We start from the raw sequence: 13,561 nt of genomic DNA, 5'->3' as shown, positions 1-13,561 counted from the left end.
CCGGAGAGGATCCACCCCGGTGAGCGCGAGCGAGACCCCAGCACGTCCGGCCCGAGGCACCTGTGCGGATTGCGGTGCGGAGGCGTCGCCCGAGCGCACGTTCTGCGAGGAGTGCGGGGCGTTCCTGAGCTGGGCGCCCGGACCGGCGCCGGCGGCGGTGGCGGCGAGCGCAGTGGCCGAGGCGCCCGCCGGGACGGCCCGGGAGGCGGCCCCGGCCGCCGGCCCCGCCACGACTACGCCCGCGCCCGCGCCCTCGGGCGACCCGACCGTGACCGCCCCCGTCCCGGCCCCGGAGGCCGAGACCACCGAACTCCCGCCGGTCGCGGCCCCCGCCGCACCCCGAGCGCCGGCGCGGGCGGCGGCCGAGCGGGCCCACGCGCTGCTCGTCCCGGTGCCCGGCCCGGTGGCCGCGCCGGCCGGGGACCCGGCGGTGGCCCCGGTGCTGCCGGGACGCCCGGAGGAGGCCAGGCCGAGGGTCCGCACCGCGGGCGACGAGCCGCGGTTCGACGGGACGGACTGTCCGTGGTGCGCCACGTCCAACCCGCCCGAGCGGCACTTCTGCCGGCGCTGCGGCGCGCAGTTCTCCACCATCGGCGACCGTGCGCCGGTGCCACGCTCCTGGTGGCGCCGGCTGTGGGCCCGCGACGGCGGTGAGGCCCCCTGGGCGGGTCAGCGGCCGCGGCTGCGGCGGGGCCTGGGGCGGACGGTGCGCCTGGTACTGGCCGCCCTGCTCGCGGTGGCGGTCCTGGTGGCGGCGCTGGTGTGGACCGGCCCCGCGGTGGACGCGGTGACCGACCATTTCGCCGCCCGGGTGCCCCTCGACCCGGTCACGATGACCGCGTCGCGGTCGTACGAGGGACACGGGCCCGAACTCACCGTCGACAAGGTGTCCAACTCCTGGTGGGGCACCGGGATCGAGGGTGACGGCGCCGGTGAGTGGCTGGAGGCCTCCTTCGGCCGGCCGGTGCGGCTGCTCGACCTGCTGGTCACACCGGGGGCGTCCGCGGACGCCGCGCAGCAGCTGGCCCAGGCCCGCCCGCACCTGGTGGAGCTGGTGATCACCGACGCGGACGGGCGCAGCGAGACCCGGCAGGTCGAGCTGACCGGTGACGGCGCGCAGCGGGTGAAGCTGCGGGCGGCCCGGGTGACCAAGGTGCGGGTGGTGCTGCGGTCCGCGTTCGGGGTGGCGGCGGGCAAGCAGGTGGCGGTCGCGGAGCTGGAGTTCTTCGGCCGCACGTCCTCGGGTTCCTCGTGATCCACGAGGTGGACGAGGCGCTGTCCGCCCTGTTGCGCGACGAGATCCTGGGGACGTCCGGCATCGAGGTGCTGTTCGACGCGCCGACCAGGGACTGGGCGGCCCGGCGCAACGGTCCGACGGTGAACGTGTTCCTGTACGACATCGGGGAGGACGTCGGGCGGCGGGAGTCCGGGCGGCGCCGGGAGTTGGGTGCCGAGCGCGGTGAGCTGGTGGCCGAGCACGCGCCGCCGCGCTGGTTCACGCTGTCGTACCTGGTGACGGCGTGGACGGCCCGGCCGCAGGACGAGCACCGGCTGCTGTCGGTGCTGCTGGCCGGGCTGATCGGGCGCCCGGGGCTGGAGCCGTCCCGGCTGTCCGGGACGCTGGCCGCGCTCGGCCTGCCGCTGCCGTACACGGTGGCGGCGCCGGGCGAGGGCCGGGCCGGGGCGGACATCTGGTCGGCGTTGGGCGGGGAGTTGAAGCCCTCGCTGAATCTGCTGGTGTCGGCGCCGATCGCCGGCGCCCGGTCCGTGCCGGCGGCGTTGGTGACGGACGCGCTGTTGCTGAGCGTCGTGGACGCGGGCGGTGGCGAGGGTGCGGCGGCGGAGGTGCGCCGGCCCCGGTTCGAGGACGCGCCGTCGGCTTCGGCCCGGCCGGCGGCGCAGGTGGGCGCGCGCCGGACGCGCGGGGCGGCGGCCGGCCGGTCGCGGCCGGGAGGGATCGGCCGGTGAACGAGCAGGGCAGGGACCATCTGGAGCGCCGGTTGGCGCTGACCGAAGGGCGGGTGCGACGCGCGGTGGAGCGCCGGCGTGCCGGTGATCCGCAGCCGGACGACCCGTTCCGGGGGATGTTCCTGTCGCAGGAGGCGGCGCAGCGGCTGCTGGATCGCGGGCCGGGGGTGGTCGGGGAGCCGGGGGTGTTCGGCGGGCCGGGGGTGCTCGGGGAGCCGGATGCGTCGGTGGAGGCGCGGGCGGCCGAGCTGGAGGTCTGGGCCGACGCGGCGCAGGCCGCGGGCGCGGTGCTGCCGTTGCGGGCGCTGGAGCGGAACTTCGGGCTCTCGGCGCTGGACGTGGAGCTGCTGCTGATCGCGCTGCTCCCGGACGCCGACGCCCGGTTCGAGCAGGTGTACGGCTATCTGAACGACGACGTGACGCGGCGGCGGGCCACCGTCGCGCGGGCCTTCGAACTGCTCGGCCTGGCACCGCTGGACGCCACGGCCAGGGCGCTGCTCGCCGACGGATCCGCGCTGGTGGGCGGCGGCCTGCTGCTGGTGGAGGACGGCGAACGGCCCTTCCTGGGACGCTCCCTGCGGGTCCCGGACCGGGTCACCTCGGCGCTGCTGGGGGACGACCGGGCGGACCGGGCGCTGCGGGGGCTGCTGACTCCCGCCGTGTCCGCGCCGGTCGCGGGTGCGGAGCAGTTGGCCGGGGCGCTGGCGGCCGGGGTCCGGCTGGTGCACCTGCGGGAGCGGCCCGGCGGGTCGGCCGCGGCGCTGGCCGCCGCCGCGCTGGCGGCGGTGGGCCGGCCGGCGATCGGGCTGGATCTGACCGCACTGGCAGCCGAGCCGCACCCGCGGGAGCTGTTGCCGCTGGTGGCGCGGGAGGTCCGGCTGCTGGGCGGCGCTCTGGTGGCCGGTCCGGTGGAGGCGCTGGAGCCGGCCGGGCGTCCGGAGCGGGCCCGGTTGCTGGGTGAGTTGGCGCGGTTGCCGGTGCCGGTGCTGCTGACCGGGCACGGGGCGTGGGACCCGCTCTGGGCGGACGACAGCCCGCTGTCGGTGACGGCCGGACAGCTGGCCCCCGCCGGGCGGGCGGAGGTGTTCCGGAGCGCCCTGGAGGGTTCTCCGGTGGACCCGGAGCTGGATCTCGCGCACGCGCTGGCGCCGTACCTGCTCACCCCCGACCAGATCCGCCGGGCGGCCGGCAGCGCGCGGCGCCAGGCCCTGCTGGACGGCGGCGCGCCGGTCGGGGCCGCGCACCTGCGCGCGGGTGTCCGGGGGCAGAACGCGGCCGGACTGGAGCGGCTGGCCCGCCGGGTGGAGCCGGCCGTGGGCTGGCAGGACCTGGTGCTGCCGGAGGCGACCGGCCGTGAGCTCGGCGAACTGGCCCTGCGCGCCCGGCATCGGGAGCAGGTGCTGGGCCGCTGGCGGATGCGGCCCGGCGGTGGGCGGGGACGCGGGGTGATGGCGCTGTTCGCGGGTGACTCGGGGACGGGCAAGACGATGTCGGCGGAGGTGGTGGCGGCCGATCTGGGGCTGGACCTCTACGTGGTCGATCTCTCCACCGTGGTGGACAAGTTCGTCGGCGAGACGGAGAAGAACCTGGAGCGGATCTTCACCGAGGCGGCCGGCGTCAACGGCATCCTGCTGTTCGACGAGGCGGACGCGATCTTCGGCAAGCGCTCGGAGGTGAAGGACGCGAACGACCGCTACGCCAACATGGAGAGCGCGTACCTGCTCCAGCGGATGGAGTCCTTCGACGGCATCGCCGTCCTCACCACCAACCTGCGCGCCAACCTGGACGAGGCGTTCACCCGGCGGCTCGACGTCATCGTGGACTTCCCGGTACCGGACGCGGTGCAGCGCGAGGCGCTGTGGGACCGCTGCCTGGGCCCGGACCTGCCCCGCGCCGAGGACCTGGATCTCGCCTTCTGCGCCCGCTTCGAACTGGCGGGCGGCTCGATCCGGGCGTGTGCGGTGACGGCGGCGTACCTGGCGGCGGAGGCGGGGCGGCCGGTGGGGATGGCCGATCTGGTGGCGGCGGTGCGGCGGGAGTACCGCAAGCTGGGACGGCTGGTGCTGAGCGAGGAGTTCGGGCCGTGGGTGTGAGCGCGTCGGCGGGCCCGGCGCGCGGGGTGGCGGGGCCCGCGCCGCTGCCCGATCGGGCAGCGGGGCCTGCCCCCGGCGGGTGACGGGCGGCCGTTCTCAGGCGGGGCGCGGACGGACAGGCTGTGTGGTGGAAGAGCAGTCGTCGAAGGAGCGCCGAGCATGCCGCAGTACCTGTCGCCCGGGGTGTACGTGGAGGAGGTCCACAGCGGACCCCGTCCGATCGAGGGGGTCGGGACGTCCGTGGCCGCCTTCGTCGGGTTCGCCGAGAAGGGGCCGTTCCACTCGCCGAGTCTGGTGACCACCTGGAGCCAGTACGTCCAGCTGTTCGGCGGGTTCGTCGAGGGCTCGTACCTCGCGCACTCGGTGTACGGGTACTTCGCGAACGGCGGCGGCATCGCGTACGTGGTCCGGGTCGGCGCGGAGGTCGGCGGTGAGGGCGGCGCGGCGAAGGCGGCCCTGGCGAAGGGCCCGCGGGGCGGCGCGAAGGAGCCGGCCACCGGGGAGCCGGTGGCGCTCGGGTCCTTCCGGATCGCGGCCCGGGCCGGGATCGAGGGCGAGGTCACGGTCGAGGTGGCGGACGCGGACGGCGACGCGCCGGCCGAGGACCGTTTCAAGCTGGTGGTCCAGCAGGCAGGCCGCCCGGCCGAGTCCTTCGACGTCTCGGCGAAGAAGAGCGCCCGCAACTACGTGGTGACGCAGGTGCGGGAGCGCTCCGCGCTGGTCCTGGTCGAGGAGGCGGCGGCCGGTACGGGCGCGCTGGCCCGGCCGCAGAAGCAGACGCTGACCCTGACGGTGCCCGCCGCGCCGGCCGAGGTGGTCCCGACCGGTATCTCGGCCGCCGAGTACGTGGGTGACGCGGAGGCCCGGACGGGCTTCGCCGGCCTGGAGGCGATCGACGAGATCACCATGCTGGCGGTGCCCGACCTGATGGCGGCGCACCAGCAGGGCCTGATCGACGCCGAGGGCGTCAAGGCCGTCCAGCTGGCGATGATCACGCACTGCGAGCTGATGGGCGACCGGGTCGCCGTGCTGGACCCGCTGCCCGAGCTCACGCCCCGCCAGGTGCGCGAGTGGCGCCAGGAGGGCGCCGGCTACGACTCCAAGTACGCGGCGCTGTACTACCCGTGGATCAAGGTGTTCGACCCGGCCAGCGGCCAGAACCGGTTCGTTCCGCCGAGCGGCCACCTGCTGGGCATCTGGGCCCGCAACGACACCGAGCGCGGGGTGCACAAGGCCCCGGCGAACGAGGTGGTGCGCGGGGCGATCGACCTGCAGACCAACGTCACCAAGGGCGAGCAGGACCTGCTGAACCCGATCGGCGTGAACTGCATCCGGGCGTTCCCCGGGCGCGGCATCCGGGTGTGGGGCGCCCGGACCCTGGCCTCCGACCCGGCCTGGCGCTACATCAACGTCCGTCGGCTGTTCAACTACCTGGAGGAGTCGATCCTCCTGGGCACCCAGTGGACGGTCTTCGAGCCGAACGACGAGCTGCTGTGGATCAGCATCCGGCGCGACATCTCGGCCTTCCTGATGGAGGAGTGGCGCCGTGGCGCGCTCTTCGGCGCCACGGCGGAGCAGGCGTTCTACGTGAAGTGCGACGCGGAGACCAACCCGCCGGAGTCGGTGGACCTGGGGCAGGTCGTCTGCGAGATCGGCATCTGCCCGGTGAAGCCCGCCGAGTTCGTGGTCTTCAGGCTGGCGCAGTTCTCCGACAGCACCAGCCTGGTGAACGAATAGCGCCCCGGCTCCCCCACCCGACTCCCCGCACACCGACCACAGAAAGGCGGTAGCCCCGCATGCCCCAGGCAGCCGGCAACCCGATCGCGACCCACATCTTCAGCATCCAGCTGGGTGCCTACGAGGTCGAGACCGTCCAGGAGATCTCCGGTCTCTCCTTCGAGATGGACTCGATCGACCACTACGAGGTGACCAGGACGGGCCAGTTGCTGGTCCGCAAGCTGGCCGGTGCCCGCAAGGGCGGCGAGGTCGTCATCTCGCGCGGCCTGGGCCAGAGCCCCACCCTCACCAACTGGCTGGAGGAGTCCTTCATCCGGGGCAACGTCGCCACCGCCCGGCAGTCCCTGTCGATCGTGATCAGGGACGCGGCCAACCAGGCGGTGCGCACGATCAACCTGAAGAACGCCTGGGTGAAGAAGTGGGAGGGTCCGACCCTCAAGGCCGGTGAGTCCCAGCCCGCGCTGGAGAAGGTCACCGTCGTGTTCGAGGACGTCGACCTCAAGTGAGGCGCCGCACCCTGACCGGCCCCGCCGCCCGCCCGGACGAGGCCGACGACGCGCAACAGGCGGAGCAGCAGGATCAGTTCGCCCTCCCGCCGGTTTCCGGTCGGCCCGCTCCGGCGGCGGCCCCGCCGGAGCGGTTCCGGACCGAGTTCGAGTTCGAACTGCCGCGCGGCTACCTGGACGCCAACGGCACCCTGCACCGGCACGGCGCCATGCGCCTGGCCACCGCACGGGACGAACTGATGCCGCTGGTCGACATGCGGGTGAAGAACAACCCGGCGTACCTGACGGTCGTCCTGCTCGGCTCGGTGATCACCCGGATCGGTGCCGTCACGGACCCCGGCGGGACGGTGGTGGAGGAGCTGTTCGCCTCCGACCTGGCCTTCCTCCAGGACTTCTACCGGCGGATCAACGCGGAGGGGCACACCCGCGCGGCGGTCACCTGTCCGTCCTGCGAATCCCCCTTCGAGGTCGACCTCGCCGGGGGGCGCCTGGGGGAATCGTGACGTACGCGACCGACCGTCTGTACGAGGAGATCGCGTACATCGCCTACCACTTCCACTGGGAGCAGGACCGGCTGCTCGACCTGACCCATCCGGACCGGATCCGCTGGGTGCAGGAGATCGCCCGGATCAACACGCGCGTCAACGAAGGGTAGGAGTGAGGAACGTGGCACTGCGGGACCGGCTGGGGCGGCGACAGCGCCCGACGGACGACCCTGCGGCTGCCACGGCCGCAGCGGGCCCGGACCCGGCGGACGTACCGGGGACGGCTCCGGCGGGCCCCGCTCCCGAGCCCGGGGGTCGGACGACGCAGGACGACTGGCGCCGCCTGCCGACCGTGCAGCGGACGGCCTCGGACGCCGCGCTGCTCAGCGACCCGGCGCGCTTCGAGCACGGTCTGGCGACCCGTCGGAATCCGATGTTCCACGGCGGCCTGGGACACCTGGTGAGCGCGCAGGCGCCGTCGGGCGTCCTGCACGGCCTGCTGCGTCCGGTACCCGGCACGGCGGTGCAGCGGGCGGGCGGCGGAGCACTGCCGCTCGTCCGGCCCGACGAGACGGGCGGGTCCGAGGCCGGTGCGGCGGGCCCGTCGGCGGGAGCGCAGTCCCCGACCCTCGCGGGCGGCCCGGACGTACGGAGCGGTCCGCCCGCCGCGGCGGGCACCGCCGCCGGACGTGCACCCGGCAGCCGGACCGGCGCGGCGGGGCGACCGGCACCGCGGCGCGCCGTGCTCCGGCCGACCGGCGCCGCCCGGGCGGACACCGCCTGGACGGACACCACGCCGGCGAACGCGCCCTCGCCGCACCCGGCATCGGCGCGCCCGACACCGCCGCGCCCGCCAGCGGTGAACGCCTCGCCCCCGAGCGCCCCGCCGGTGCGGACCGCGCGGGTGCAGACGCCGCAGCTGCCGACCACCGCGCCGGTACAGGCCGCGCAGGCGGTCGGGGCACGCGTGGGCGGGCCGCAGGCTCCCGGCGGCGGTGCGGTCGCAACCGCGCCGCCGGCCCGTCCGTCCGCGCCCGGGGTGGCACAGCCGCAGGCCCGAGCCTCGGCGGCAGCGCCCCTGGTGACACCTCTCGTGACGCCTCCTGTGACGCCCCGCGTGACGCCTGCGATGGCGCAACGGTCGAAGGCGGTGGCCGCTCCGGCCCCGGCGGACGTGCTGCCCAGGCTCGCGGTGCAGCGTGCCGCCGTCCCCGGGGCGGTCGGTCGGCCGGCGTCCCCTGCGCGCCCGCTCGTGTCCGCGCAGGGGGCGCCGACCCAGCTGCGTCGGCTCCAGCCGCTGCCCGGGCCCTCGACCGCGCCACCGCGCCGAAACCCCACCGCTCCCGCGCAGCCGGGGCCCGCGGAGCCGGTACGCAGCACGCTCGGGGGGCCCGGGGCACCCACCGGGCCGGCCGCCACTCCTTCGTCGGCTCCTTCGTCGTCCGGCTCGTCGTCTGGCTCGTCGTCCGGCTCGTCGCCGGTGACAGGGTCGGCGACACCGGCGGTGCCCACCCGGTCCGGCGCTGCGGGGCCGCCGACCGGGCCGGCCGGTGCGGTCGGTCCGGTCCAGCGCAGTGCCCACCGGCGGACCGGTCTGGGCGAACCGCTGCCCGCACTGCCGCCCACGGCGGCTCCCTTGGCGACGGCGGCCCCGGCGCAGCCGCTGCTGTCCGGACGGACGAACGGAGGGGCCCCCGTACCCGCCCCCACCTCGACCCGCGCCCCCGCTACCGCCGCCGCACCCGCACCCGCACCCGCACCCGCACCCGCGGTCCAACGTGCCGTGACGCCGACGGCGCCCGCCCGTGGACCGGCGTCCGTACCGGGCCCGACCCGGAGCGCGCGGTCGGACTTCGTCGAGCCGGCCCCTGCCGTGCACCCCCCGGCCACCGACGGGACGGCCACCGTGAAGGCCGGTACGGGCCCGGCCGGGTCGCTGCCGCCCGTCCGGGTGGTCCAGCTGCTGGCGGACCGTCCGCTGTCCCCTCGGGTGTCAGCGGGGGGCGCTGCGGGGGCGGCCTTCGCCCCACCGACGGTCACCGGTCCCGCCGTGGTCCCGCTGCGATGGGTCCGGCCGCCGGCGGTGCCCGTGGACGCGGCGTCGGGCACCGAACGAACCCGGCCTCCTACGACTCCCGCAGCTTCCGCGGTCCAGCGGGCCGGGCGGCGCACACCGCCCGGCCCGGCCGCGTCCGCCGCGCCGCAGGGCGAGGCAGGCGGCGGCCGGGAGCGGGGCGGCCGGACACCCCGGTTCGCCCCGCGCCGTTCCGGTACCGACGCGTCCGCACCCCGCCGCCCGCGCGGTGCTCGCGCCACCGAACACGGCGAACCGAGCGCCCCGGCAACGACGTCCGGGGCCCCGGCCGCGCCACGCTCGGCCAGCTCCGTCGGGCCGACTGCCCCGGGCCCCGGGCCCGGAAGCGGCACGGGAGCAGGCACCGGAGCAGGAACAGGAACGGGGGCAGGACGGCGCTTCGTCCAGCGCTTGCGGCGAGCGGCCCCGGCGTCGGTCGGCGGCGACCGTCGGGCCGTCCGGGAGGAAGCTCACCCGACCCTCCGGCCCGGCCCGGTCGCCGTGTCCTCCTCGGGTGATGTGTCCCCCTCGGTCGCCGTGCCCTCACCCGGCGGCGTGCCCTCACCGGGCGGCGTGTCCTCGTACCCGGCGCCCGTCCCGGGCGCGGCCGGACACTCCCCCGCTCCCCGGCCGGTGTCCGCCCCCGCGCCCCGAACGGCCCGGGAAGCCGCGCCCGTCCAACGCTCGGCGAGGCCCGCCGCGCCCGCGTCGCCCCCCGCGGTACTGCCCTCGGTCGCTCCGACCCGCCGGGGTGCGACCACCGGTCCACCGGTGCCCCGCTCGGTCGCGGGCGCCACCACGCCCTCGGTACCCTCCGTGCCCTCCGCGCCTTCTCCTCCGTCTCCGTCTCCTGTCCTCCCTCCGCCCGCCGCGACCTCGCTGCCGTCCCTGCAGCGCGCAGCCTCCACCTCCAGCGCCTCGTCCGCGGCCGGCTCGACCTCAGCCACCGCCTCCCCGGTCGCGGCTGCGGCCGGCACCCCGGCCACCCCGAACGCTCTGCCCGTCCCGTCCACGCCGCTGGTCCGGCCGGCGGCCGTACCGCCGTCCGCGCTGCCCACCATCGCCCCACGGCTGCCCGTGGCGGTCGAGGCCGGCCCGATGGTCGTGCAGCGACGCCCGGCGTCGCCGTCCCCGGCCACTCAGGGTGGTCAGGGCGGTCAGGGCGGTCAGGGCGGTCAGGGTGGTCAGGGCGGTCAGCCGGCGCCCACCCGGTCGACCGGTGCCACGACCGTCGACCTCTTCGGCCGCCCGGCCCCGAGCGGTGGCGGGACACCCCGGGGTGCGACCGCGGCCGCCCCGGGCGCCGCGTGGCAGCCGGATCCGCCGGCCGCCCCGGTGGATCCGGCGAAGTTGCTCGACGCGCTGGAGCGCGGACACCTGGACGACCTGGCCCGCAAGCTGGCCGAGCCGCTGGGGAGGTTGTTCCGCTCGGAGCTGCGGCTCGGCCGGGAGCGCGGCGGCCGACTGCTGGACGGCGGACGCTGACGGCGCACCCGGGCCCGGGCGTCCGGGCCGCCCCGCCCGAGCGACCGGCGCGGCCCGCTCCATCCGACCCGACGCACGCGTCCCACCCACCGCACCCACCGCACCCACCGCACGCGACCCGCCAGCCGTACCCGCACGACCCGCCCCACCGATGACAGGAAGATCCCGACCGTGACCCTCCCCTACCCCGGCACCAGCGTCCACTTCCAGCTGCAGATCAGCGGGATCGACCTGGGCGACTTCACCACGTGCAGCGGGCTCGGCGCCCAGGTGGAGGTCGAGCAGCGGGCCGAGGGCGGCAACAACGGCTTCGTCTGGCAGCTGCCGACCAGGATCACGTACCCGAACGTGACGCTCTCCCGGGGCCTGACGCCCGACACCGCGAAGGTCTCCCGGTTTCTGGCCACGCTGCCCACCCAGGTCACCCGGGGCAGTGCGCAGATCACCGCGCTGACACCGATGCTGGGGGCCGGTCCGGTGCTGGCCACGTGGGCGCTGCGCGAGGTGATCGTGGTGCGCTGGACCGGGCCCTCCTTCGACCCGGCCCGCTCCGAGGCCGCCACCGAGAGCATCGAACTGGCCCACCACGGGTTCCTCTGATCCCTCCCGCCAGTTCGCCGGCGCGGTCCCGCACACCGGACCGAGCCTCCCCCCATCCGCCCCGCACACCGGATCAGCCGGACACCCCCGGAGCAACTGCCGCAGCGGACCAAGGAGACGCACCCCATGCAGAGCACACCGACGAAGGCCACCCTGACCGCCTACGAGCCGCCACCCAAACCGGGTGCCCAGCCCGGCGGGCGGTTCGGGCCGGAGATCAGGTTCCAGTTCAACCCGAACACGCTGTCGCTGAGCAAGGGAGCGCAGTGGCGGCAGAACCTCATCCGGGGCGGCGAGGAGACCGGCGTCCCGGAGTTCGTCGGCGCGGCGCCGCGCCGGCTCGGCGTGGAGCTGTTCCTGGACGCCACCGCCACCCGGGACGACAGCGTCGCCAAGTCGGTGGAGACGCTGCTCGGTTGGTGCGCCCCCACGCCGGCCAGCATCGCGGCGAAGGCGCCGTGCGCGCCCCGGGTGATGTTCGCCTGGGGATCGTTCGAGAGCGTGAAGTTCTTCGGCTATCTCGGCAGTGTCAGCGCGACGTACTCGCTCTTCGACCCGAGCGGCCGTCCGCTGCGCGCGACCTGCCAGGTGGAGGTGACGGAGTCCGGGGAGCCCACGCCGGGCCAGAACCCGACCTCGGGTGCGATCGACGCGCGCCGGGTGCACCGCCTGGTGGCGGGGGACAGCCTGGAGCTGCTGGCCCACCAGGAGTACGGGGACTCGACGGCCTGGCGGGTGATCGCGGAGGCCAACGGCGTCGAGGATCCGATGCGGCTGCGACCGGGTGCGGAGCTGCTGGTGCCGGCCGCCTCCGAGCTGAGGGCGGGGTAGCGGGTCATGTCGCTGGGTGCGAACACCAACGCCTTCGTGATCGGTTGTCCGGGGCCGCTGCCGGCGCCCTGGCCGAGGATGCCGACGGAGGTCCGGGTCGAGGAGAGCGGCGGGCTGCCCGCGGTCGCCGTGGTGCGCTTTCTCGACCCCGGTCGTGATCTGCTGGCGCAGACCGGCATCCGGGTGGGCGGCAGGTTCACCGTGCAGGTGAAGCCCGGTGATGAGACCGCCCAACTTCCGCTGTTCGCCGGTGAGGTGGTCGCCCTGGAGGCCGAGTTCGACGGCACGGGCAGCTTCACCACGATCCGGGCCCTGGACGTCTCGCACCGCCTGCAGCGGGGACGGCGGATCGCGGGCCACCGCAACAGCACGGCGTCCGAGGTGGTGACGCAGCTCGCGACGGCGGCGGGTGTGCCGCTGGGCACGGTGGACGCGACGGGCACGGTGTACGAGTACCTGACCCAGCCGAACGTGTCCGACTGGGAGTTCCTGCGCACCCTGGCGGTGGAGAACGGCCGGGAACTGGTGGTGGCCGACGGCCTGTTGCACTTCCGCGATCCCGTCCCGGCGACGTCGGCGCCGGGTCTGTCCACCCGCCCGGAGCAGAGCCCGTACGTGCTGGAGCTGGGCAAGAACGTGCTGGCGGTGCGTGCGGCGGTCTCCTCGGTGGGGCAGGTCTCGACGGTGGAGGTGCGCGGCTGGGACGTCACGCGCAAGGAGGCGGTGGTGGCGGACACCGCGGTGACCCCGAGTACCGAGCTCCAGCTGGGCGTCACCCCGCAGCAGGCGGTCGCGGCCTTCGGGCCGGCCCGGATGCTGGTGGCGGACGTGCCGTACCGCACGGCGGCGGAGGCCACCGCGGTGTCCGCCGCGCTGGCGGCCGACACCGCCGGCGCGTTGGGCGAGCTGGAGATCACGGTCCGCGGCAATCCGCACCTGCGGGTGGGGGTGCCGGTGGCGCTGAGCAGTGCGGGGGCGCCGTTCGACGGGAAGTACACGATCACGTCGGCGGTGCACACCGACCTGCTCGGGATCGGGTACGAGACCCGGCTCACGGTCAGCGGGCGCCAGGACCGCAGCCTGTACGGGCTGGCCTCCGGAGCCTCGGCGCAGGCGCGCTCCCCCCGGATCCCCTCGGTCGCGACGGGCGTGGTGGTGGACGTGATGAAGGCCGGCGAGACACCGCTCTCGGGCTACCGGGAGCAGGAGAAGCAGGGCTGGGTGAAGCTGAAGTTCCCCTGGCTGTCCGATAGTTCGGGTGGCGGCGAGGCGTACGTCAGCGACTGGGCACGGACCGTCCAGCTGGGCGGGGTGCGCGGCGGTGGACTGATCTGCCCGGAGATCGGGGACGAGGTGCTGGTGGCCTTCGAGCAGGGCCTGCTGGACCGCCCGTACGTGATCGGCGGACTCTACAACGGGCTGGACCGGCCCTCCCCCGACACGCTGCCGCTGACCGACGGGTACGGCCGGGTCAACCGCCGCTCGCTGGCCTCCCGCAGCGGGGACCGGCTGGAGCTGCTGGATTCGCTCTACGCCGAGCAGGGCATCCGGCTGCGCACGGGCGACGACCGGCTGACCGTCCACCTGGACCGCCGGCGCACCGAGATCACCGTGCACAGCGACGGGGCGGTGACGGTGACGGCGGCCGAGGGGATCACCGTCAAAGGCGACGGGATCACGCTGGACGCCGGCAACGGGGAGCTGAGCCTGAAGGGGCGCAGCGTCTCGGTCCACGGCGGCACCGACGTCACGGTCAAGGCCGCCACCATCCACCTGAACTGA

Annotated in this window: 11 protein-coding genes; all 11 read left to right on the top strand. The window is 75.7% G+C overall.

Annotation, left to right across the window (positions count from 1 at the left end; translation table 11 throughout):
- The first annotated feature begins 19 nt into the window (after window positions 1–19).
- Entirely contained in the window at window positions 20–1,255 is a 1,236-nt protein-coding gene (locus OG823_RS26080; protein WP_371482304.1) for a zinc ribbon domain-containing protein, read from the top strand.
- Complete coding sequence (locus OG823_RS26075; protein ID WP_371482303.1) at window positions 1,252–1,968, top strand: DUF4255 domain-containing protein; 717 nt, start codon at window positions 1,252–1,254, stop codon at window positions 1,966–1,968. Before OG823_RS26080 ends, OG823_RS26075 begins: the two co-directional genes overlap by 4 nt.
- Window positions 1,965–4,061, top strand: coding sequence for an AAA family ATPase (locus OG823_RS26070; RefSeq protein WP_371482301.1), 2,097 nt, complete (start codon window positions 1,965–1,967; stop codon window positions 4,059–4,061). The genes OG823_RS26075 and OG823_RS26070 overlap by 4 nt, the downstream gene beginning before the upstream one ends.
- Window positions 4,062–4,220: 159 nt before the next feature.
- Window positions 4,221–5,798 (top strand): phage tail sheath family protein, encoded by a 1,578-nt coding sequence (locus OG823_RS26065; RefSeq protein ID WP_371482300.1) that lies wholly within the window; start codon window positions 4,221–4,223, stop codon window positions 5,796–5,798.
- A gap of 59 nt (window positions 5,799–5,857) precedes the next feature.
- Window positions 5,858–6,304 (top strand): phage tail protein, encoded by a 447-nt coding sequence (locus tag OG823_RS26060; RefSeq protein ID WP_371482299.1) that lies wholly within the window; start codon window positions 5,858–5,860, stop codon window positions 6,302–6,304.
- Window positions 6,301–6,807 carry a hypothetical protein gene (locus tag OG823_RS26055; RefSeq protein WP_371482298.1) on the top strand — a complete coding sequence of 169 codons (507 nt, stop codon included), beginning with the start codon at window positions 6,301–6,303 and terminating at the stop codon, window positions 6,805–6,807. The genes OG823_RS26060 and OG823_RS26055 overlap by 4 nt, the downstream gene beginning before the upstream one ends.
- Window positions 6,804–6,959, top strand: a complete 156-nt coding sequence (locus tag OG823_RS26050; RefSeq protein ID WP_371482297.1) for a DUF6760 family protein — start codon at window positions 6,804–6,806, stop codon at window positions 6,957–6,959. Before OG823_RS26055 ends, OG823_RS26050 begins: the two co-directional genes overlap by 4 nt.
- A gap of 2,720 nt (window positions 6,960–9,679) precedes the next feature.
- Complete coding sequence (locus OG823_RS26045) at window positions 9,680–10,348, top strand: hypothetical protein (RefSeq protein ID WP_371482295.1); 669 nt, start codon at window positions 9,680–9,682, stop codon at window positions 10,346–10,348.
- A 171-nt stretch (window positions 10,349–10,519) separates the two neighbouring features.
- A complete protein-coding gene (locus tag OG823_RS26040; RefSeq protein ID WP_371482293.1) occupies window positions 10,520–10,948 on the top strand; it encodes a phage tail protein in 429 nt (142 codons plus the stop codon).
- A 126-nt stretch (window positions 10,949–11,074) separates the two neighbouring features.
- Window positions 11,075–11,779, top strand: a complete 705-nt coding sequence (locus OG823_RS26035) for a peptidase M23 (RefSeq protein WP_371482292.1) — start codon at window positions 11,075–11,077, stop codon at window positions 11,777–11,779.
- A gap of 6 nt (window positions 11,780–11,785) precedes the next feature.
- Entirely contained in the window at window positions 11,786–13,561 is a 1,776-nt protein-coding gene (locus OG823_RS26030; RefSeq protein WP_371482291.1) for a VgrG-related protein, read from the top strand.

Source organism: Kitasatospora sp. NBC_00315, assembly GCF_041435095.1.
Classification (GTDB): Bacteria; Actinomycetota; Actinomycetes; order Streptomycetales; family Streptomycetaceae; genus Kitasatospora.
Note: the sequence above shows the minus strand (reverse complement) of the source record. Positions and strands in the feature narration are given on the sequence as shown.

Excerpts from the sequence above, each read along its gene's own strand:
- OG823_RS26060 (WP_371482299.1), top strand. The coding sequence starts at position 5,858 with ATGCCCCAGGCAGCCGGCAACCCGATCGCGACCCACATCTTCAGCATC.
- OG823_RS26035 (WP_371482292.1), top strand. The coding sequence starts at position 11,075 with ATGCAGAGCACACCGACGAAGGCCACCCTGACCGCCTACGAGCCGCCA.
- OG823_RS26065 (WP_371482300.1), top strand. The coding sequence starts at position 4,221 with ATGCCGCAGTACCTGTCGCCCGGGGTGTACGTGGAGGAGGTCCACAGC.
- OG823_RS26030 (WP_371482291.1), top strand. The coding sequence starts at position 11,786 with ATGTCGCTGGGTGCGAACACCAACGCCTTCGTGATCGGTTGTCCGGGG.